The organism is Desulfosporosinus nitroreducens (assembly GCF_023897015.1).
In the GTDB taxonomy this organism is placed as follows: domain Bacteria; phylum Bacillota; class Desulfitobacteriia; order Desulfitobacteriales; family Desulfitobacteriaceae; genus Desulfosporosinus; species Desulfosporosinus nitroreducens.
Genome location: NZ_JAMHFY010000001.1, coordinates 364146 through 385767, shown reverse-complemented (window position 1 = coordinate 385767; position 21622 = coordinate 364146). Strand labels below are relative to the sequence as shown.

Sequence of the window (21622 nt, the reverse complement as noted above, 5' to 3'; positions counted from 1 at the left end):
TATGCGGATAGCAGTCATTGATGGACAGGGTGGCGGTATTGGCAAACACATTGTAGAACAGTTGCGCAAAAAGATCCCGGAGTTAAATATCCTCGCCCTCGGGACAAATGCGCTTGCGACTGGTGCCATGTTGCGCGCAGGGGCCACAGAGGGAGCTTCTGGTGAGTCTGCCATTTGCTACAATGTGGAGCGTGTAGACATAATTGTGGGCTCGGTCGCAATCATGATGGTCTACGGTCTTTTAGGTGAGATTACAGCGTCAATGGCAACAGCAATTTCGGCCAGTAAAGCGGAAAAATTGCTGTTGCCAATTCAACGTGGAAATATTCAGCTTGTAGGGGTTCCTCGCATCCCTCTGCCCCATCAGATCGAAGCCTTAGTAGCAGTAGTAGAGGAACGATTAAAGGCTGAGTAGCAATTATAGAATTATACCGAAAGTCCTAGATAACTTTCGGTGTATATAGTGTTAGTTTGATAGGTGGGTTAAAAATATTTATTTTAAAAGAAGTTAAACGTTTTTTGATTTACTTTATAATTCTTGTACTATTATCAGTGTATTGGGTAGAAACTACATTTTATGAAGCTTCCATCGTTGCAGTTGGTTCTTGGAGCGCAATGAGTATCTTTGAATTTATTCAAAAGCGCTTTACTAACAAGAAATAATCAAAGAGAATCAAGTTGCATTTAACAACGTTAAAATTTGGAAGCATAAAGCCCATGGTACGGACTTCATTGCAATGAAACTCCTTGAATAGTAAGGCACTTGGGTTGGAATACTTAATTCGCCCGGAGACTAGTTTGCTTGACAAGTGGAATATTCATTGCTATTATTAATCCATACTAAATTGATATGAAATGGGGTATTTAATATGAGGGTTGTTGATAACATTACAGATTTGATAGGGAAGACCCCTTTAATTCGTCTGCAACGTTTGGTTAAGCCTGGAATGGCTAATATCTATGTTAAAGTTGAGTCTTTTAATCCAGGTGGAAGCGTCAAAGATCGTATTGCTTGGGGAATGATTAAAGATGCCGAGGAACGAGGACTGCTCCGTCCCGGGGGAACTATAATTGAGCCAACAAGTGGGAATACGGGGATTGGGCTAGCTATGATTGCAGCCGCCCGAGGTTATCGATTAATTGTCGTTATGCCAGATTCATTAAGTGTTGAACGGAGGATGTTGATGTCTGCCTATGGTGCGGAATTTGTCTTAACTCCTGGAGCAGAGGGGATGAATGGGGCAATTAATGAGGCGAAGCGGTTACTCAAGGAAAACCCGGACTACTTCATGCCTCAACAATTTGAAAATCCTGCTAACCCTGAAGCTCATCGACGGAGTACAGCCTTAGAACTTCTTGACCAGTTGAAGGATATCGATGCGTTTGTCGCTGGAATCGGCACGGGGGGGACAATAACTGGGATCGGCGAGGTATTAAAAACTCGTCTTCCCGAAATACAGATTATCGGAGCGGAACCAGCCTCGTCTCCAGTCATTTCCGGCGGGAAACCAGGACCGCATAAAATCCAAGGAATTGGTGCTGGGTTTATACCGGAAGTTTTAAATAAGACGATCTTGGATCAAGTTATACAGGTAAGTAATGAGGACGCCTTAGAGACAGCGCGCCGCATGGCACGAGAAGAGGGAATCTTGGTAGGCATTTCTTCTGGAGCAGCAGTAAGTGCAGCTCTTCAAGCAGCTGTAACTTTAGGCGAGGGGAAAAACCTCGTTGTTCTGGCCCCAGATACTGGGGAACGTTACTTGAGCACTGAACTGTTCAGCAAGTGATAGGCAGAGTAATAGTCCCCTCGTTCAATTTTGGAACGAGGGGACTTTCGATAATGTTTATCTCATCCGACGCCTTTATAATAAACTCCCCAAAAGACCATTTTGTCAAAAATATAAATTATAAAGATATAGATTTAAATTGTTATATTCTAATGTGGAAATCTGTGGAGAATCTACTCACGGCAGATCCTGTTTATTCAATATACCTTTACAAGAGAAATTAGCTTGTGCTAAACTATTTAAGACTAGCATAAGGAGGATTTAACTACATGTCAGGACATTCAAAGTGGGCAAACATTAAACATAAAAAAGGTAAGGCAGATGCTCAAAAAGGTAAAATGTTCACTAAGCTGGGCCGGGAACTGGTGGTTGCCTCCCGTGCTTGCGGGGGAGACGTCAACGACTTTCGCCTGAAGATAGCCATCGAAAATGCTAAATCAGCAAATGTTCCTAATGAAAATATCCAACGGGCAATTCTTAAAGGGACTGGCGGAGCAGAAGGAACAGTATATGAAGAGTTGCGTTATGAAGGATATGGTCCGGGTGGGGTCGCCATTATGGTTGATATATTAACGGATAACAGAAACCGGACAGCGGGGGAAGTTCGTTATATTTTCTCTAAAAATGGGGGCAACATGGGTGAGACTGGATGCGTTGGTTGGATGTTTGAGGAAAAGGGTCAATTGAGAATCCAACGCGAGGGTATCAAATTAAGTGATGATGATTTTATGATGTTGGCTTTAGAAGCTGGAGCTGAGGATATTGAAATTGATGAGGATGGCTTTGTTGTATACACGACTCCAGAGACCATGGAGGAAGTTCATCAAGCTCTTTTAGATCAAAAGATTTCCGTTGAGGAATCTGTGCTTAGCCCAGTTCCCCAAAACACCCTTGAAATTTCGGATGTAGATCAGGCCCGCAAGATAGTGCGTTTAATGGATAAACTTGAAGATCATGACGATTCTCAAGGAGTTTATTCTAACTTTGAATTAGCCGAGGCTTTAGCAGGTGAAGATCTCTAAAGACAAGCCTGTCACAAGATCAAGTAAAAGGAATATGGTAAAAACGATTAAAGTAAACCCTCCTGGCAAGACTATAGCTAAGAAGACAATAGTCAGGAGGGTTTTTCATTATGTCCAGGTGGAAAGTTGTTAGTTTAGTTCTTATTCTAGGATTGGGAATTGGTTGCATAGTTCCTGCTACAACCTTATGGTGGTCCAACAAAGATCGCGCTGAGTCCGTATTGAACACTTTGAATTCGGCAGATGTGTTAGCAGGTGAAGCTACTGAAAAGGAAAGCTATCATTTCGGTTTGGAACAAGGGGTGCTTTCTGTGATCGAAGGAAAACCCGGAGTGAATGGCAATGTTATAGTAACAGGGTTAAGTGTAGAGTCATGGCCAAAGGAAATCATAGATATGGCTCATAAGGTTGAGTTCTATTCTTTAGATGAAGTTCAGTCGTTCATTGATTCTGCAAGTGAATCCCTTTGGCTTGAGTGAAACAGATTAGTAAAAAAAGAAAGGAAATCGTCCGTCTTCTGTCGAAATCTATTAGGATTGAAAGGAAGACGTGCATGATTATTTTAGGAATTGACCCAGGAACGGCAATTATGGGGTATGGATTAATAGAACAAAAAGGGAACACCTTAAGTGCGCTCGATTATTCATGCTGGCGTACGCCTGCTCATACGCCATTGGCAGAGCGCTTGCTGATGTTATATGAAAATATAGAGCCGTATCTGCGTATACACACTCCGGATCATATTGCAGTTGAAGAGTTATTTTTTAATCGAAATACCACGACCGCCTTAGCTGTAGGGCATGCGCGGGGGGTTGTTTTATTGGCTGGTGCCCAACATGGCCTTCCGATTTATGAATATACTCCATTGCAGGTTAAACAAGCCGTAGTAGGGTATGGAAGAGCCGAAAAAAATCAGGTCCAACAGATGGTCAGAGGATTACTGGGGCTAAATGAAATTCCGAAGCCAGACGATACTGCTGATGCTCTGGCAATTGCGATCTGTCATGCGCATAGCTTTGCTTTGAACCAGAGAATGGGGGATTTAAGATGATTGGAATGTTGCGTGGCAAGGTGTGGGAAATCCAGTCCGATCGTCTAGTGCTCGATGTACAGGGAACAGGTTACTTGCTCACTGTGCCGTATGGGTTGTTGGCAAAGGCTCAACCAGGGCAGGAACTTGTCGTATATACCCATGTCGTTATGCGCGAAGACGATTTATCTCTTTATGGGTTCTCCTCATTTGAAGAAAAGCAACTCTTTCTTCAAATGTTAAGTGTTTCAGGCATTGGGCCTAAGGCGGCTATATCTCTGCTTTCAACCTTTGGCGCGGTTCAGATTGAAAGTGCTATTGTTAGTGAAAATCTTAATTTATTGACTAAGGTCCCAGGCATCGGTAAAAAGACAGCACAACGGCTTATTCTCGAACTTAAAGAAAAGTTTAAAGGACACAGTACGTTTCCAATTGGAGAGAGCTCGTTCTCTGAATCCTCTTCCCATACTCACTCCGAGACAGTGCAAACTTTGCTGGCCTTAGGTTTTGGTTTGGACGAAGCACGGCAGGCTGTTGGTCAGATCCAAAAAGACAGTGGGGAATTAACCACTGAAGAGCAGGTTAAGAAGGCATTGCGGTTACTTGCTCCAAGCTAGAAAGTTAAGCCCCAAAGACACATCTTTGGGGCTTATTTCAACGAAGTATGCCGCACTTATGAAATGGGCTAAGATTTGGATAAACATGCTATACTTTAATTAGGCGCCATACTTATGACCCTAAACAGGAGGGGAAAGCATGAAATCTCATCAAATTATTAAATTGGATCAGGCTTTTCAAGCCCTTAAGGCTGGCATTATTGTGATAGATGATCAAGATGCTGTCTGTTATTGCAATCCAGCTGCAGCTAACTTCATTGGGATAGACGTAGAAGGCATTATTGGCAAGAAAATAATAGATGTTATTCCGAATTCTAAACTCAACAACGTAATACTGAGTGGAGACGCTAACTCGGATCAACTGTTAATAGGAGAACGGATGTTTATCACGAACCGTTCTCCTATTAATCAAGACGGAGAAACAGTCGGTGCGGTTGTCGTTTTTCAGGACGGCAGCGAATTGCAAACAGTATTATCTCGTTTAGATAATACGCTAAACAGCCTCACGAGCTTAGAAAGTATTTTTGAACAAGCCTACGACGGCGTTATGGTCGTAGACTCAAAAGGCATTATAACCAGAATTACGAAGAGCTACTGTCGGTTCCTTAATATTGAGCAAGAGGATGCTATCGGTCGTCTCTGTACTGACATTCTACCGAGCAGTCGAATGCATATTGTTGCCCAGACTGGTTTGGCAGAAATCGGAGAGGTCATGGATATTAACGGAAAAGAAGCGATGGTGATGCGCCTTCCTTTGAGGGAAGAGGGTAAACTTATCGGTGCAGTAGGCAAGGTTATGTTTCGGGATGTCCGAGAGCTTCGTACTTTGGCAGAGAAGTTGGATTTATTGGAGAACAAGCTAAAATTCTATGAAAAGGAATTAAAACACTATCAGAAGTTTCGCTATACATTTAGTAACATTATCGGCAAGAGTCAAGCTATGCTTCGGACGATAGCGCTGGCGGAAAGGGCGGCGTTAGTTAAGTCAACGGTACTTTTGCGTGGAGAGAGCGGCACAGGTAAAGAGCTCTTTGCCCATGCTATTCATGCCGCCAGTACGCGCCATGACCAACCGTTTGTGCGAGTGAACTGCGGGGCAATTCCAGCGGAGCTTTTGGAGTCAGAACTTTTCGGGTATGAAGAAGGTGCCTTTACCGGAGCCAAGAAAGGCGGTAAACCAGGAAAATTTGAGTTAGCTAACAGAGGGACAATTTTCTTAGACGAGATCGGTGATCTGCCACTCCCTATGCAAGCAAAAGTTTTACGGATCTTACAAGAAAAAGAAATTGAAAGAGTAGGAAGTAATCGATTACAGCAACTAGACATAAGGGTTATAGCTGCCACTCATCGAGACTTGGAAAAAATGATAGGGGAAGGAGAATTCCGCCGTGATCTCTATTATCGGCTCAATGTGTTTACGGTGACCATACCTCCTTTGCGGGAACGGGAAGGGGATGTCTTACTTTTAAGCGAACATCTATTGTCTAAATTCCAACACGAACTGGGGCTATCCTTAAGAAAACTCGATCGTTGGGTTATGGAACTATTTCAGCTTTATGCATGGCCTGGAAATGTTCGAGAACTGCAAAATGCGATTGAAAGAGCCATCAACGTCGCGGAAGGGGGGATGATTCAGCTTAAAGATCTTCCCTTATATCTTCAAGATTTAGAGGGGCGGCGCGGAAACACATCTCTGCAACCATTAGCGCTAGAACTTGCGGAGGCGGAGCGTAAGGCTATACTTAAGGCTCTAAAGACAACGGATGGAAATAAAGTTAAAACTGCGGAAATTTTAGGAATTCATCGAACAAATCTCTATCGCAAAATGGAAAAGTATGGATTATAAAGCAGCGCATTCGCGACATGTAGCGAAGGGGCTACATGAAATGCTAGATTTGAGTCATAACAAGGATAGCTTACAATAAGCAGATTGCAAACGTTGCGAAATAGCTACATATTGCTGCCTGCTTAAATAATATCTTTTCTATAAAACCCTGGAGGCTAAGGCTTTCAGGGTTTTATTTTTTTGGCATGTATCTTGCTTATAGATAAGTTGCGTGGAAATTTTGATTCTTCTGGAAGAAGCAAGAAGGATGAGAAGGAGCGAGGAGAGTTTAGGTACGGACACTTAAAAAGCTTGACAGGAGGATAATCGCGATGAAGAAGGCGGTCTTAACTGCGGATGAAGCGATCGCGTTGATCAAGGATGGAAGCATGGTCGCCATTGATGGATTTGTCAGTATTGGACATCCAGAAGAATTGACGATGGCTTTGGAAAAGAGATTTATTGAGACGGGTTTACCTAAGAATTTATCCTTGGTGTATGCGGCAGGGCAAGGGGATTCTAAAGATCGGGGAATGAACCATTTGGCGCATAATGGGCTCATCAAGCGCGTTGTTGGCGGGCACTGGAACCTAGCGCCCAAGTTAGGGAAGATGGCTGTTGAAAATAAGATTGAAGCCTACAATTTTCCGCAAGGAGTTATCTCCCATCTCTTCCGAGATATTGCAGCCGGTAAGCCGGGGACCTTAACCCATATTGGTCTTGAGACTTTTGTTGATCCACGTCATGGCGGGGGAAAGCTAAATCAGATTACCCAGGAGGATTTAGTGGAACTCATGAGCTTTAAGGGAAAGGAGTATCTCCTCTATCATTCCTTCCCGATTGACGCAGCTTTTATTAGAGGAACATCTGCCGATGAATTAGGGAATATCTCGTTTGAAAAGGAAGCACTCACTCTTGAAGGGCTCTCCATTGCCCAAGCGGTTAAAAACAGTGGAGGTGTTGTGATAGTACAGGTGGAGCGTGTCGTTCAAGCGGGAAGTATTAATGCCAGAGATGTCAAAATTCCTGGAATTTTAGTGGATGCAATTGTAATAGCGAGTCAGCCTGAATTCCATATGCAATCGTTTGGTGAACAATATAACCCCTCCTACAGTGGTGAAATACGATTGCCGTTTACAGAACTTAAAGCGATTTCTCTCGATGAACGAAAGATCATGGCTAGAAGGGCTTTTATGGAGGTAACCCCAGAAGCAATTGTTAATTTAGGAATCGGTGTTCCTGAAGGGGTAGCATCGGTTGCCGCGGAAGAAGGGGTCTTAGACCAATTTGTATTGACAGTGGAATCCGGTCCGATTGGGGGAGTTCCTGCTGGAGGGTTAAGTTTTGGAGCGAGTTTTAATCCTGATTGTATTTTAGATCAACCTTATCAATTCGATTTTTATGATGGTGGAGGACTGGACATCACGGTTTTGGGGATGGCTCAATTGGACAGACACGGTAATGTTAATGTTAGCCGGTTTGGGACACGCATTGCTGGGGCAGGCGGATTCATTAATATTTCTCAAACCGCAAAAAAAGTTGTATTTTGTGGAAGCTTTACTGCTAATGGATTAAAGGTAGAGGTTAAGGACGGTAAGCTAGTCATCCTGCAAGAAGGAAAAATTTCTAAGTTGATCCAAGACGTTGAGCATGTCACTTTCAGTGGAAACTATGCGCGAAAGAAAGGACAGCAGGTGTTGTTTGTGACTGAACGAGCAGTGTTCAGGCTGGGTGAAGAAGGTCTCGTGCTTGAAGAAATTGCTCCTGGCATCGATCTTCAAAAGGACATTTTAGCCCTGATGGATTTTAAGCCCATTATTGCTGATTCCTTAAAAACAATGGATTCGAAACTTTTCAATCCAATACTCATGAAAATAAGTCAGGAACTCAATGGAAGGTGTGTAGCAAAATGAAAATAAAAGATAGAGTTGCTCTAATTACAGGAGGCGGTCAAGGAATTGGTAAGGCCATTGCTCTTAATTTCGCTCGTGAAGGGGCCAAGATTGCAGTTAATGATATTTCATTTAATGAAGTTAAGGCTTTGGAAGCCGTGGAAGAACTACGGAAACTAGGGGTGGAGGCTGAGCTGTTCCTCGCGGATGTGAGTAAAGAAAACGAAGTAAACAGCATGGTGGAAAAGATTATCGAACGTTTCGGAAGGGTGGATATTCTTGTCAATAACGCTGGTATCAATCGGGACGGACTGCTTCATAAAGGCAATCTGTCCAATTGGGAGGCTGTCATGGCGGTTAATCTGACCGGACCTTTTATCTGCACGAAAGCGGTACTTCCGTCTATGCGTTTGCAGGGATATGGACGAATTGTGAATCTTTCCTCGTTAACTGCCCGCATGGGAATCTTCGGAACTGGGTATTATGCAACTTCAAAGTCGGGGTTGATTGGGTTAACAAAAGTAACTGCTGTTGAAAATGCGACTAAAGGAATTACCTGTAATGCCTTAGCGCCTGGATATATTAATACGGACATGATGAATAAATACCCTGAAGATCAATTAAAGGCACTGATAGCAAAGATCCCAGTCGGACGATTTGCTGAACCTGAAGAAGTAGCAAATGCAGCCCTTTTCTTAGCATCAGACTCCTCTGCATATATCACTGGGGCGGTCCTGGATATAAATGGCGGAATTTTCATCTAAAATTGAAAGCAGGATAAGGGAATGGCGCGGCAATCGTGAAGCCTCTGCCTCATAGGATTACTGAAGAATGGGCCAGGGTCGGAGCGCTTCATTTTAGGATAGATAAGCAGATGTTCACTTCGGATCTAGGGTAGAAAAATTTAGTTGGAGGTGCATTTTATTGGCGGTTCTTGGAATTATCCTAAGTTTAGTTTTGCTGATGTACATGGCATACCGAGGTTTTTCGGTCATCTTTTTTGCGCCAGTTTTTGCTCTGTTGGCAGCGGTATTTTCCGGCATGGCTTTAATGCCAACCTATACAGAAGTATTTCTCCCAAATATGGCGAATTACTTGAAGGTATATTTTCCATTCTTCCTTCTCGGGGCCGTTTTTGGTAAAGTGATGGAAGAATCCGGGGCAGCCGAGTCGATCGCTAAAGCAATCGTCAATAAACTTGGCCCGAAGCAGGCTATCTTAGCAGTGGTCTTATCAGCAGCAATTCTTACGTATGGAGGAGTTAGCCTTTTTGTTGTCGCCTTTGCGGTTTATCCTTTTGGAGCTTCCCTGTTTAGAGAGGCAAATATCCCAAAACGACTTCTTCCAGGGACTATCGCTTTAGGTGCCTTTACGTTTACAATGACAGCAATACCAGGTACCCCCCAGATTCAAAACACGATTCCCATGAAGTTTTTCAATACGGATTTATATGCTGCCCCTGTGTTTGGAACCCTGGCTGCTCTTATGATCTTTGGGGGCGGTATGGCTTGGTTAGAGTATCGTAAACGGCAAGCACAAGCTAAAGGGGAAGGATATGGTCAGCATACCCTGCAAGAACCTGATCAAGTTGAAGGTAAAAACCTGCCTAATCCCTATCTAGCTTTACTGCCCTTAGTTTCTGTCTTAGCCGTCACACTAATTCTGCAAAAGTTTGTTTTCCCTGCTTGGGATATCGCGAGTTGGGTAGGTCAACCACCTTATAATATTGCCAAAGCAGGACTTGTCGGGACTATGAATAACTGGGCCTTAATGATTGCACTTGTAGTAGGGATAACCATTGCGGTTCTTATCAATCCTAAAACAATGAAAGGAAATCTTGCCAAAGCGATCAATGCCGGAACAATCGGTTCTTTGCTGGCTGTGATGAATACTGCTTCTGAAGTTGGCTATGGCAATGTGATCAAAACTCTGCCCGGTTTTAAATCAATTGCTAATTTTTTATTGGGTATTGGACAAAGCGGCAGTCCGCTTCCCTCAGAAGCAGCTACTGTTACTGCCTTAGCTGGTATTACGGGCTCTGCCTCCGGGGGAATGAGTATCGCTCTGGATACCTTTGGCAAACAATATTTAGAATGGGCTACCAGGGTCAATGTAAATCCTGAACTCCTGCACAGAGTTGCCAGCGTAGCTTCAGGCGGAATGGATACGATGCCCCATAATGGCGCAGTTATCACGTTGTTGGGGATCGTTGGTCTCACTCATAAGGACGCATATAAAGATATTTTCGTTACGTCTCTGCTTATCCCCGTTGTTACTGTCTTTGCTCTCATTTTCCTGCAAGGCATTATAGGTTTTAACTAAATTTGAGAGATCCTTCCTAAGAATTACAACGCTTTGTTGAGAAAATTATAATCGGTATTCAGAGAGTTTTAACAAAGATCCCCGGTTGGATATTTTGCTAAACCGGAAGGAGTAACGAAAAAACACAGGAGGCTGGATCATGAAAGAAGTTGTAATTATCAGTGCAGTTCGTACTCCTATCGGATCCTTTGGAGGAGCTTTAGGACAAATTCCGGCGATCGAATTAGGCGGACTGGTTATCAAAGAGGCCATTAGACGGGCCGGTTTAACTCCTGAACAGGTCGATGAAGTAATCATGGGAAATGTCTTGCAGGGAGGCTTGGGTCAAAATCCTGCGCGACAGGCTGCCATTAAGGCTGGCATTCCTCAAGAGGTACCCTCATGGACCCTGAATAAACTTTGCGGATCTGGGCTTAAATCGGTCGAGAGTGCTGCTCAGGCCATTATGACGGGAGATGCAGAGATCATCGTTGCCGGTGGAATGGAAAGTATGTCAATGGCACCGTATGTACTGGAAAAGGCCCGTACAGGTTATCGATTGGGACATGGGACGTTGATTGATACTGTTCTTCAAGATGGACTATTGGATGCCTTCCATGACATTCACATGGGAATTACGGCAGAGAACATCGCTGAACAGTTTGGAATTTCTCGTGAAGAGCAAGACGCTTATGCAGTGCAGAGTCAAAATCGAGCAGAAGCTGCCATCAAGGCGGGGATTTTTGATGAGGAGATTGTTCCGGTCCTGATTCCACAGCGTAAGGGGGAACCCATAGTCTTCGATAAAGATGAATATCCGAAGTTCGGTACGACCTTAGACTCACTGACCAAACTTCGTTCAGCCTTTAAAAAGGAAGGGACAGTGACTGCTGGGAATGCGTCAGGTATCAACGACGGAGCGGCTGCTGTGGTCGTTATGTCTAAGGAAAAGGCCGTCGAATTAGGGTTGCAGCCGCTAGCTTTCATTGTATCCTTTGCTTCTGCTGGTGTGGATCCTAAAATAATGGGTACCGGTCCGATTCCAGCCAGCCACAAAGCATTGTCCAAAGCAGGGTTCACTATTGAGGACATTGATCTTGTGGAAGCGAATGAAGCCTTTGCTGCTCAGACTATTGCAGTTGCTCGCGGGCTTCAGCTTTATACAGATAAAACCAATGTTAACGGCGGGGCGATCGCTTTAGGTCATCCGATTGGCGCCAGTGGGACTCGGGTTCTCGTAACACTCTTGTACGAAATGAAACGCAGGGAAATAAGACGAGGTCTCGCCACATTATGTATTGGCGGAGGGCAAGGTACGGCTATGGTTGTCGAAAGATAGCCCTTGGTATTTAAGAGTAAGAGCCAAAAGTATTGTTTGGCTCTTACTTTTTGCGTATTAGAGTAGTGTGATGACTGTATGAATGCAGTTAACCTGAAGGTGTTTGTATATATCTAGAGAGACCTGATGATTATATCTTCTTCGCATGCAGGAGTTTTATCTTATAAGGAGAATAAGTTTAGGTTGGAGATGAAGGGTTTTATACGTGAAGATTGCAAAGAGGAGCCTAGCAAAGATAAGGAAATTTGCAAACAAACCTGCTCTGTAATATATTTAATTTCGTTGGTGACGAGAGGGGGATAGAATATGACTGAGCGTCTGGTTGCGCCACAAGAACAACCTGCAGATCGTGAAGGAGAGGGGCTGCGTCCTCAACGCTTGAGTGACTACATAGGGCAGAGAAAAGTCAAAGAAAACCTGAGTGTTTTTATTCAAGCCGCCTCCACTCGCGGAGAAGCGCTGGATCATGTCTTATTATATGGACCGCCTGGCCTAGGAAAAACGACTCTCGCGAATATTATTGCTGCGGAAATGGGCGTGAGTGTTCGCACCACTTCCGGTCCAGCGATTGAACGTCCTGGGGACTTAGCGGCGATTCTGACCGCTTTAGAGCCTCGTGATGTTCTTTTTATAGATGAAATTCACCGCTTAAGCAGTGCAACAGAAGAGATCTTGTATTCCGCCATGGAGGATGGGTGTCTGGATATTGTGATTGGAAAAGGGCCCAGTGCTCGTTCAATCCGCTTGTCCCTTCCTCCGTTTACATTAGTAGGAGCAACGACCCGTGCAGGACAGTTAACGTCTCCTTTGCGGGATCGCTTTGGGGTTATCAGTCGTTTGGAATTCTATGAGGTTGAGGATCTAAAAGATATTGTCCTGAGAGCAGCAAGTATCTTGCGCTTGAGTATTACCGACGACGGTGCGGAAGAGATCGCTCGCCGTTCCCGCGGCACACCAAGAGTTGGCAATCGCTTGTTAAAGAGAGTCCGGGATTTTGCTCTGGTTTGGGAGGGCGGTGCTGTCACTCAAACCATAGCCAGAGAAGCACTGAATCGCTTGGATGTTGACCCCGAGGGCTTAGACCAGATTGACCAAAAAGCACTAAAGACGATTATTTTGACCTTCGCCGGAGGCCCAGTCGGGCTGGATACTCTTGCCGCAACGATAGGAGAAGAATCGATCACCCTTGAAGATGTCGTTGAACCCTTTTTGCTTCAAATGGGATTTTTACAACGTACCCCGCGTGGACGAATGGCTACAGCAAGAGCTTATCAGCATTTAGGCTATTCGTTGCCCCAGAGTCGGATGGACAGCGTACTTTTCCCGGAGTAAAAGGGACAAGGGACGTTCCTACCCAGCGACCAGAAATTAAGGGACAATTCCTTCAGCATCCAACGAGCCAGTGAACGGGAACGTGTGTGAACGTGCAATTTCTACTTACTTTCACAGACCCCAAATGAACTCAAGAACCGTCCCCCACTACCCTAGGGGATAATTGCTAGAAATTGAAGAGTATTATTCGAAGCATATATGCAAAGCAAAAAGGGCACTCTGAAAGCATAAGCAAAACTTAACTTCCACCATGACGTGACTATCTGATTAATGTGGAAAAGGGTGTGAAGACATGCTTCAGATTATGTATCGGTTACCCTTTTTGTGGATAGTATCATTAATACTGGTGCTGGCTCAGCCAACACTGTGTCAAGCAAAAATGGTTTCAGTAGAGCTTGTATGGAATTTGGGCCAAGCAGGGTGGGTTCAAATAGAGATTGAAAAAGGCGACTATCAACTTAGTATGGATACAGTGACCCGTAAGTTTCCAGCAGGTTCGACTCTTCAAGTCGGTTGGGGCGGGTGGACTCCCGTCTTGCGGATTAACCATGAAGAATTTCAAATCTTTAGTGGATCAGTTTTGGAAATCAAGGGTATAAATTCGGGGAGTCTTCGTGTTAAGACTCCTGAAGGTAAAGAGGCTGCTTATCGTGGCGGATTACAACTTAATTGGCAAGACGGTCATTGGCGGTTAATTAATCAAGTTGATAGTGAAGACTACCTAAAAGGAGTCGTGCCGATTGAGATGAGTAACGAATGGGCTAACGGAGGCTCTGAGGCGCTTAAGGCTCAGGCTGTAGCAGCTCGGACTTATCTTGTCAAACAGACTGATAATGGCAATAAAATGATTACAGATTCTCCAGATATACATCAGGCCTATGCGGGGATAAGTGTTGAGGGAGAAGCGTCAAAAGCAATCGAGGCTACGCGCGGGGAGATAATTGTAGATGCCCAAACTGAGGAACCTATAGATGCACTCTATTCTTCTCATAGCGGTGGATATGCAGAGGACGCTAAAAATGTATGGGGAAATACAGACATCCATAATGTGTCGCATCCTGATCCTTATTCGCAAGGGGTTGGGGGTGCGGTGAATTATTGGCGCTTTATTGTTTCCGCTCCGCTCTTGGGCTCAAAGTTTGGATTAGGACCCGTACGTGATGTTAAACTTGACAAATTCCCCTCCGGCAGGGTAAAAAGTGTAAAGCTGGAGGATGAATTTGGACAGACTGCGACCGTTAAAGGCAGAGCATTTGTTCAAGCGTTCTATCCTTTTGGGCAACCAATTCGAAAGGAAGCTTTTTTGGGAAGCTTATTTGAGGCACAGGCAGTTGTCAAAAGCGATTCGCAGGGGAAATTAGATTCCACCGGGCTTTTCGCGTCCTTTGGATACTCCGGATTTTTAGAATTAACAAGGCCAAATCAGCAGGAGCAAGGGCCTTTGTTATCAAAAATTCTAAGTTCATCATTAGGGACAAGTGCTGATCCCCAGCCGTTCGGAGTCTTTATTTTTGAGGGACGGGGCTGGGGTCACGGAGTAGGGATGTCTCAATGGGGTGCTTATCATATGGCCCAATTAGGGTATAAATATCAAGAAATAATAGCGTATTACTATAACCATGTTTCAATTTCCAAGGGATAATAATTTTAAGATAATAAACATGTCTTACTGAAGGAGAAGAATAGATTGAATGTCTCGGATTTTGATTTTGAATTGCCGGAGGACTTAATTGCACAGCATCCTGTAGAGCCTCGGGATACCTCCCGTTTAATGGTCGTTAATCGTCAAAGTGGAAAGATAGCTCACCACACGTTTAGAGATCTGAGTTCACTTTTGAAAAAAGGCGATGTCCTTGTGTTAAATAACACTCGCGTTATTCCCGCGCGTTTGATTGGAGAAAAAGAGGGAACGGAGGTTAAAATTGAAATTCTTTTGCTTAAGAGACTTAAACTTGATGTATGGGAAGCGTTAGTTAAACCAGGCAAACGACTTAAGATTGGGCAAAAGGTTAGCTTCGGGCACGGAATGCTAGTTGGAGAACTGCAGGAAATATTAGCAAATGGGAACAGAACGATCCATTTTAGTTATTCAGGGATGTTTGAAACTATCCTAGATCAGCTCGGCGAAATGCCTCTTCCGCCCTACATAACGGCTCAATTGGAAGACCAAGAACGTTATCAAACAGTGTACGCTAAAGAACGGGGATCTGTCGCTGCGCCTACAGCAGGTTTGCACTTTACGCCGAAACTTTTAGATGAACTCCAGAAAACGGGTATAGAAATTGTGGAGATTCTTCTTCATGTAGGTTTAGGAACCTTTCGCCCAGTCAAAGTTGAAGATATTCGTGAACATGCTATGCACTCGGAATATTATCGTGTCGACTCAGAAGCAGCGGAGCGAATTAATCGGGCAAAACTAGAAGGACGCCGTGTCATCGCTGTAGGGACAACTGCAGCGCGAACTTTAGAATCTGTGGGTCATGAAGGGAAGGTTGTACCAGGTGAAGGATGGACGGATATCTTTATCTATCCAGGCTATTCATTTCAGGTGGTAGATGTCCTCTTGACCAATTTTCACTTTCCAAAGTCTACCTTGGTCATGCTTGTCAGTGCTTTGGCAGGACGAGAACTTATTTTAAAAGCGTATGAGACCGCCGTTCAAGAGAGATACAGGTTCTATAGTTTTGGAGATTCCATGCTTATTCTATGAATTTGAAAGTTGCCTTTTCAAATTCAGCGACATTCTGAATTGTGCTTAGTGTAAAGCCTAGTGGGACAGAGATTTAGATCAGTGTAAAAAGAAGGAAGTGAAGGGTTTGACCGCCGTATATTTGGAAATACTTAAGGAAGATTCCCGGACAAGAGCACGCTTAGGGAAGTTGCATACGCCGCACGGCATCATGGATACGCCAGTATTCATGCCAGTTGGAACACAAGGAACAGTAAAGACTATCACCCCGGAGGAGATCAAAGAAATTGGGGCAGGGATGATCTTAAGTAATACATATCATCTATTCTTGCGTCCGGGCCATGAACTGATTCGGGAAGCGGGCGGGCTTCATCGTTTTATGAACTGGGACGGGGCCATTCTCACCGATAGCGGCGGTTTTCAAGTCTTTAGCTTGGGAGATCTGCGTACTATCAGGGAAGAAGGTGTAGAATTCAGATCACATATCGACGGATCACGCCAATTCCTAAGCCCGGAAATCTCGATGCAGGTTCAGATGGCTCTTGGCTCTGATGTGGTAATGGCTTTTGATGAGTGTGCACCGTATCCCTGTACTCACGAATATGCCAAGGATTCCTTAGAGAGGACTACGCGTTGGCTTAAACGGTGTAAGGAGACATTGACAACGACGGAAACCCAATCATTATTTGGAATTGTTCAAGGAGGTATGTTTGAAGATCTGCGACGTCAAAGTGCTGCTGAGATCACGGAATTAGATTTGCCGGGGTATGCGGTTGGGGGCTTAAGTGTCGGAGAACCAAAAGAGATGATGTACGAAGTCTTAGATTATACGGTTCCCTTACTTCCGAGAGAAAAACCGCGTTATCTTATGGGGGTTGGTTCTCCAGATGCTCTAATTGAAGGGGTTATGCGGGGGATAGACATGTTTGATTGTGTGCTGCCTACCCGCATTGCCCGAAATGGAACAGCTTTGACCCGTTACGGTAAAGTGATTGTTCGCAATGCCGGATCGGCACGGGATCTTGGTCCGATTGATCCATCCTGCGATTGCTATACTTGTCGCAATTATTCTCGAGCTTATATAAGGCATCTGCTCAAGGCTGAAGAAATTTTAGGTCTCAGACTAATGACTATTCATAATTTGCGTTACCTTCAGATTTTAATGCGAGAAATTCGAGAAGCGATTAAGGAAGATCGGTTGCCAGAGTACCGTGAGAAGTGTTTTTCTGATTACGGGTACGAATGACAGAGGTCGGAGGGACAGAAGCCAGAGGTCGGATTACTAAAAGAAGAGGGTCAATTAGACGCTGAATAAGTTCGGTTAAGCTTCAGATAGAGTAATCCTAACGGAGGAAGTTAAAATTTTATGCAATCAGGAAGGATTTTCACGAGGATATGGTGAATAGTTCAGGAGACTAATAAAGGGGGAATTACAAAGTGACTCAATCAACAATGACATTAGTCCTATATTTTGTAGTCTTTTTTGGGATTATGTATTTTCTCATGATCAGGCCTCAACAGAAACAGGCGAAGAAACGGCAGGCTTTAATGAGTAGCCTTCGTACTAGGGACCAAGTAATAACAACAGGCGGGATTTATGGTAAAATCACAAAGGTTAAAGAGGATTCCGTCATTTTGGAAATTGCGGATAAAGTTGAAATTGAAATGGCCAAAAGTGGAATTGTCAGTGTAGAAAACCGTGAAATTGAGCTTGATAAGAAATAATAGACATTACAGCGATATATTATTGCGCTCAGCTCTCTTAAAGATTATTTAAGACCAGTGCCCGAAAAGATATATACGGAATAAAAGCAAGTGGCACAGACCACTTGCTTTTAAACTTATTTAATACAAAATGATAAATGAGGTGAATACTGCCCTTGTATAGAGATCCTATAAATAATGACCAAACGTATGAAGAGTATGTGCGAGCAGATTTGAACCGTTGGGTAAGGAAATTGTTGCAAAGGCCGGGATTAGTGGAACGAACCTCAAAAGTTATTCAAACAAAAATTAATGATAAGATTATCCCCGAAAAAGTACATACTGTAATTACTGCGACAGTTAAAGGTTTAGTTAAATCGGTCGTCTTTGGATTGGAGTATATCCCTAACAGTCCCATAATTTATGGAGTGAAGCTGCAAGAGCGTGATCAAGCGGCTCAGAGGCTTTTAACCAAATACAGAAAGATTGCTGCCGCCGAAGGGGCAGGGACCGGTGCGGGTGGTTTTACCCTCGCAGTTGCTGATTTTCCGGCCCTTATCGTCATCAAAATGAAGTTTCTCTTTGAATTGGCTCATATTTATGGGTTTTCTACCGAAGATTATCGAGAGCGACTTTTTTTGTTATATGTTTTTCAATTAGCCTTTTCTAGTCAAGAGAAACGACCTGAACTGTACAAGGTCATTCTAAATTGGGACAAGTCCAGAGAAAGCTGGCCAGTCGAGAAAGAAAGTTTACAGCAAGTCAATTGGGAACAGTTTCAGCGGGAGTATCGAGATGCCATCGATTTCCGTAAAACACTTCAACTCATACCGGGTTTGGGTGCAATAATCGGAGCATGGGCAAATTACGGTTTAGTGGATGATCTGGGAACAATTGGCATAAATTGCTATCGATTGCGAATTTTAGGGGGGAATTAAAAATTGACAAAGGTCACTCTGCAAGAGGTCAAAGCAGATTCCTATGTACAAGCTCTGATTGATGCCGGAAACCGTCATCTTGCTGCGATTGGTTTTACAGAACATGGGCTTAGGCATGCAGGCTTGGTTTCTCATATTGCTTCAAATATTCTAGAAAAGATGGAGCATTCCGAAAGGGAGTGCGAACTGGCAGCCATTGCCGGTTACTTGCATGATATAGGGAATGCTGTAAACCGTGTCGCCCATGCACATTCAGGGGCAATTCTCGCGGCCGGGATATTAGAACGGCATGATATGGAACCAGAGGAGATTGCGATCATCATTGGTGCAATCGGTAATCATGATGAGCAGGACGGGAACCCTGTCAACGTTATTTCGGCAGCTTTGATTCTGGCCGATAAATCGGATGTACACCGTTCCCGAGTGCGAAACCCAGATCTGGCGAAGTTTGATATACACGACCGAGTTAATTATGCGGTTAAAAAATCTTTTCTTCGCGTCTATCCGAAGGAACGAATCGCTTTAGAACTCACGATTGATACTGAGATATGCCCGGTAATGGAGTACTTTGAAATTTTTCTGGCCCGGATGCTTTTGTCCCGTAAAGCAGCCGAATTTCTGCTCACCAAATTTGAATTAAAGATTAATGATGTAAAATTACTCTAATATAGGCTATTTCCCATTTTCCCCAGATTGACATTGCAAACTTGAAAGTTTTATAATGGAGTTTGGCATGGGCAAGTCCCATTCAAATTAAAAGGGAGGAAAGCAGATGAGACGGGGAAACATCATCAAGCTGGTGGCATTAGTGCTTTTAGTGGTAGCAGCTGTTGCACTATCGATTAAACCTCTAATGGATCCCGAAAAGGGCATCCTGTTGGGACTTGACCTACGTGGTGGAGTGCATTTAGTGTTGCAAGCCGAGCCAAACGAGGATGGCACTCCAATTACCAACGATGATATAGACAAAGCGAAAGCAATCATCGAGAAGAGGGTCAATGATCTGGGGGTATCTGAACCTATAGTTCAATCGGATTATGATAAAAAGCGAATCGTGATCGATCTGGCCGGGGTCACCGACCCGGACAAAGCAGTCGATATCTTGAAAACGACAGCTAAGTTAACCTTTAGGGATCCACAAGGAAATATCGTATTAGAGGGGGATGACCTCAAGGACGCTAAGGGCGGACAAGGTCAGGCTAGTGGATACGTTGTTAATTTATCCTTTTCATCTGAAGGAGCAAAAAAGTTTGGTGAATTAACGACCCAGTTAATTGGTCAAAGACTAGGTGTTTATCTTGATGAAGATCTATTAACAAATCCAACCGTTAATACACCAATTCTTAACGGTCAAGCGGAGATCACAGGGTACGCGACCCTAGAAGAGGCAGCAAATGATGCGGTGCTCATGCGTTCAGGTTCATTACCAGTAAGCATGTCGATTGCAGAAAAACGTCAGGTAGGAGCATCTTTAGGGGTAGACTCCTTGAATAAAAGTATTTATGCTGGCGCATATGGTGTGATCTTTATCTTCTTATTTATGTTAATCTTCTATCGTGTACCAGGGGCTGTCGCGAATCTTTCGTTGTTCGTCTATGCTCTCATAGTTCTTTGGATTTTCTGGATGTTTAGAGTCGTGTTGACGCTACCAGGTATCGCAGGGTTTATTCTCTCGGTCGGGATGGCCGTGGACTTTAACATCATTATTTATGAACGGGTAAAAGAAGAAATAAGAGCTGGTAAATCCCTGCGGGCTGGTGTAGAATCGGGCTTTAGCCGAGCATTTATCACAGTTATAGATGCCCATGTAACAACCCTTATCGCGGCTATAACTCTTTTCTACTTTGGGACAGGTGCCATCCAAGGGTTTGCTTTGACCTTAGGCATAGGGATTATTGTTACCCTGTTTACCGGTATTACCTTTACTCGACAAGTGCTGCGGTGGATTGTGGGAGCTAACCCGAAAATGAAAACAATATGGTTTGGCGTAAGGGGGGATGCATGATGAAAACTGGACATCCAGCGACTTACGAGGAAGTAAAGAAAGTCCACCCACTTTACTTTAACATTATGAAGAGACGATATTGGTGGTTTGCTCTTTCGTTATTAGTTTTGATCCCTGGAATTATTTCTCTTTTCATGCAGGGACTTAATTTAGGAATTGACTTTAAGGGCGGTTCAATGCTCGATATAACCTTCAACAAGCCGGTGACCCAAGCTGCGATTACAGATACGATGAAATCGGTGGGACTTGAAGGACCGGTGCAATTGTCTAATGGGGATACTTCGGCCTTAATACGAACGGAAGCGCTCGAAGAGGAAAAACGCAATGAATTATTAGCAGCCTTGGAAACCAATGTCGCAGAATATGATAAAAATTCTCTTGGAGACGATAAAGTGGGCCCAGCGATGGGGCAAGAGCTGACCAGAAATGCTTTATGGGCATTACTCATCGCTATTGGTTTGATGATTGGCTATATTACAATTAGGTTTCAGTTTGTTTTCGCAATCTCTGCGATTATCGCCTTGTTACACGATGTTTTAATAGTCGTCGGTGCTTTTTCGCTGCTCCAATGGGAAATCGATTCGACATTTGTAGCGGCGATCTTAACCGTTTTTGGATATTCGATCAACGATACCGTAATCATCTTTGACCGAATCCGTGAGAACGAAGCGAAGATGAAGCGGGCAGACAGTTATGAAGATATGGCAGATAAATCTGTATGGCAGACCATGCGCCGATCCATTAACACGTCCCTAACAGTACTGATCGCCCTGCTCTCAATATTTATCTTCGGCGGTGAATCAACAAAATTATTCTCCTTAGCCATGTTGATTGGGGTATTTGTTGGAGCTTACTCCTCTATCTTTATAGCTAGCCCAATTCTATTAGAAATTAAGCAACGTATGAGGAAATCGCGTAGAGGCGGTAAAGCAGTTCGCGCTTAAATACTAAGTACGGTTTAATGAAAAAGAGATCTCGAGATGTAATTATTCTTGAGATCTCTTTTTTAAATTTAAAAGTTTTAAACGTTTCAATTTAACCCTTTACCAAAGATTTATTTAAAATAAATATGGCAGATGAAAGACAGTGAAGACAAATAATATGATAAAATAGTTAAATAAAGTAATTATTTTATTTAAGT

At 43.7% G+C, this 21622-nt stretch carries 20 protein-coding genes; all 20 read left to right on the top strand.

Features of this window, described 5'->3' with window-relative positions; all coding sequences use genetic code 11:
* The first annotated feature begins 1 nt into the window (after position 1).
* A complete protein-coding gene (locus tag M8E35_RS02105; protein ID WP_252467072.1) occupies positions 2–415 on the top strand; it encodes a DUF3842 family protein in 414 nt (137 codons plus the stop codon).
* 454 nt (positions 416–869) lie between these two features.
* A complete protein-coding gene (cysK, locus tag M8E35_RS02100) occupies positions 870–1787 on the top strand; it encodes a cysteine synthase A (protein ID WP_252467071.1) in 918 nt (305 codons plus the stop codon).
* A gap of 269 nt (positions 1788–2056) precedes the next feature.
* Positions 2057–2809, top strand: coding sequence for a YebC/PmpR family DNA-binding transcriptional regulator (locus M8E35_RS02095; protein WP_073030423.1), 753 nt, complete (start codon positions 2057–2059; stop codon positions 2807–2809).
* Between the two features lie 110 nt (positions 2810–2919).
* Positions 2920–3288 (top strand): hypothetical protein, encoded by a 369-nt coding sequence (locus M8E35_RS02090; RefSeq protein WP_252467070.1) that lies wholly within the window; start codon positions 2920–2922, stop codon positions 3286–3288.
* 74 nt (positions 3289–3362) lie between these two features.
* Positions 3363–3860, top strand: coding sequence for a crossover junction endodeoxyribonuclease RuvC (gene ruvC / locus M8E35_RS02085; RefSeq protein WP_073030421.1), 498 nt, complete (start codon positions 3363–3365; stop codon positions 3858–3860).
* Positions 3857–4456: a Holliday junction branch migration protein RuvA gene (gene ruvA, locus M8E35_RS02080; protein ID WP_252467069.1), complete on the top strand. Its 600-nt coding sequence runs from the start codon at positions 3857–3859 to the stop codon at positions 4454–4456. Before ruvC ends, ruvA begins: the two co-directional genes overlap by 4 nt.
* Before the next feature lie 139 nt (positions 4457–4595).
* Positions 4596–6302, top strand: coding sequence for a sigma 54-interacting transcriptional regulator (locus M8E35_RS02075; protein ID WP_252467068.1), 1707 nt, complete (start codon positions 4596–4598; stop codon positions 6300–6302).
* Between the two features lie 311 nt (positions 6303–6613).
* Positions 6614–8194 (top strand): acyl CoA:acetate/3-ketoacid CoA transferase, encoded by a 1581-nt coding sequence (locus tag M8E35_RS02070; protein WP_252467067.1) that lies wholly within the window; start codon positions 6614–6616, stop codon positions 8192–8194.
* Entirely contained in the window at positions 8191–8937 is a 747-nt protein-coding gene (gene fabG / locus M8E35_RS02065; protein ID WP_252467066.1) for a 3-oxoacyl-ACP reductase FabG, read from the top strand. Before M8E35_RS02070 ends, fabG begins: the two co-directional genes overlap by 4 nt.
* Positions 8938–9097: 160 nt before the next feature.
* Positions 9098–10495, top strand: a complete 1398-nt coding sequence (locus M8E35_RS02060; protein ID WP_252467065.1) for a GntP family permease — start codon at positions 9098–9100, stop codon at positions 10493–10495.
* 139 nt (positions 10496–10634) lie between these two features.
* Positions 10635–11813: an acetyl-CoA C-acetyltransferase gene (locus M8E35_RS02055; RefSeq protein ID WP_252467064.1), complete on the top strand. Its 1179-nt coding sequence runs from the start codon at positions 10635–10637 to the stop codon at positions 11811–11813.
* Between the two features lie 306 nt (positions 11814–12119).
* Positions 12120–13145, top strand: coding sequence for a Holliday junction branch migration DNA helicase RuvB (gene ruvB, locus M8E35_RS02050; protein WP_252467063.1), 1026 nt, complete (start codon positions 12120–12122; stop codon positions 13143–13145).
* Positions 13146–13437: 292 nt separating this feature from the next.
* Positions 13438–14787, top strand: a complete 1350-nt coding sequence (locus M8E35_RS02045; RefSeq protein WP_252467062.1) for a SpoIID/LytB domain-containing protein — start codon at positions 13438–13440, stop codon at positions 14785–14787.
* 45 nt (positions 14788–14832) lie between these two features.
* Positions 14833–15855, top strand: a complete 1023-nt coding sequence (gene queA, locus M8E35_RS02040) for a tRNA preQ1(34) S-adenosylmethionine ribosyltransferase-isomerase QueA (protein WP_252467061.1) — start codon at positions 14833–14835, stop codon at positions 15853–15855.
* Between the two features lie 106 nt (positions 15856–15961).
* Positions 15962–17080, top strand: coding sequence for a tRNA guanosine(34) transglycosylase Tgt (gene tgt, locus M8E35_RS02035; protein WP_073030416.1), 1119 nt, complete (start codon positions 15962–15964; stop codon positions 17078–17080).
* 191 nt (positions 17081–17271) lie between these two features.
* Complete coding sequence (gene yajC, locus M8E35_RS02030; RefSeq protein WP_084110293.1) at positions 17272–17559, top strand: preprotein translocase subunit YajC; 288 nt, start codon at positions 17272–17274, stop codon at positions 17557–17559.
* 149 nt (positions 17560–17708) lie between these two features.
* Complete coding sequence (locus tag M8E35_RS02025) at positions 17709–18476, top strand: EcsC family protein (protein ID WP_252467102.1); 768 nt, start codon at positions 17709–17711, stop codon at positions 18474–18476.
* 3 nt (positions 18477–18479) lie between these two features.
* A complete protein-coding gene (locus M8E35_RS02020; RefSeq protein ID WP_073030414.1) occupies positions 18480–19142 on the top strand; it encodes an HD domain-containing protein in 663 nt (220 codons plus the stop codon).
* A gap of 106 nt (positions 19143–19248) precedes the next feature.
* A complete protein-coding gene (gene secD, locus M8E35_RS02015) occupies positions 19249–20481 on the top strand; it encodes a protein translocase subunit SecD (RefSeq protein WP_252467060.1) in 1233 nt (410 codons plus the stop codon).
* Positions 20478–21425 carry a protein translocase subunit SecF gene (gene secF / locus M8E35_RS02010; protein WP_252467059.1) on the top strand — a complete coding sequence of 316 codons (948 nt, stop codon included), beginning with the start codon at positions 20478–20480 and terminating at the stop codon, positions 21423–21425. Before secD ends, secF begins: the two co-directional genes overlap by 4 nt.
* Positions 21426–21622: the final 197 nt, after the last annotated feature.

Coding starts and splice junctions, on each gene's coding strand:
- M8E35_RS02075 (WP_252467068.1), top strand. CDS start 4,596: ATGAAATCTCATCAAATTATTAAATTGGATCAGGCTTTTCAAGCCCTT.
- fabG (WP_252467066.1), top strand. CDS start 8,191: ATGAAAATAAAAGATAGAGTTGCTCTAATTACAGGAGGCGGTCAAGGA.
- M8E35_RS02070 (WP_252467067.1), top strand. CDS start 6,614: ATGAAGAAGGCGGTCTTAACTGCGGATGAAGCGATCGCGTTGATCAAG.
- secD (WP_252467060.1), top strand. CDS start 19,249: ATGAGACGGGGAAACATCATCAAGCTGGTGGCATTAGTGCTTTTAGTG.
- M8E35_RS02055 (WP_252467064.1), top strand. CDS start 10,635: ATGAAAGAAGTTGTAATTATCAGTGCAGTTCGTACTCCTATCGGATCC.
- ruvA (WP_252467069.1), top strand. CDS start 3,857: ATGATTGGAATGTTGCGTGGCAAGGTGTGGGAAATCCAGTCCGATCGT.
- M8E35_RS02095 (WP_073030423.1), top strand. CDS start 2,057: ATGTCAGGACATTCAAAGTGGGCAAACATTAAACATAAAAAAGGTAAG.
- secF (WP_252467059.1), top strand. CDS start 20,478: ATGATGAAAACTGGACATCCAGCGACTTACGAGGAAGTAAAGAAAGTC.
- M8E35_RS02045 (WP_252467062.1), top strand. CDS start 13,438: ATGCTTCAGATTATGTATCGGTTACCCTTTTTGTGGATAGTATCATTA.
- ruvC (WP_073030421.1), top strand. CDS start 3,363: ATGATTATTTTAGGAATTGACCCAGGAACGGCAATTATGGGGTATGGA.
- ruvB (WP_252467063.1), top strand. CDS start 12,120: ATGACTGAGCGTCTGGTTGCGCCACAAGAACAACCTGCAGATCGTGAA.
- M8E35_RS02105 (WP_252467072.1), top strand. CDS start 2: ATGCGGATAGCAGTCATTGATGGACAGGGTGGCGGTATTGGCAAACAC.
- M8E35_RS02090 (WP_252467070.1), top strand. CDS start 2,920: ATGTCCAGGTGGAAAGTTGTTAGTTTAGTTCTTATTCTAGGATTGGGA.
- cysK (WP_252467071.1), top strand. CDS start 870: ATGAGGGTTGTTGATAACATTACAGATTTGATAGGGAAGACCCCTTTA.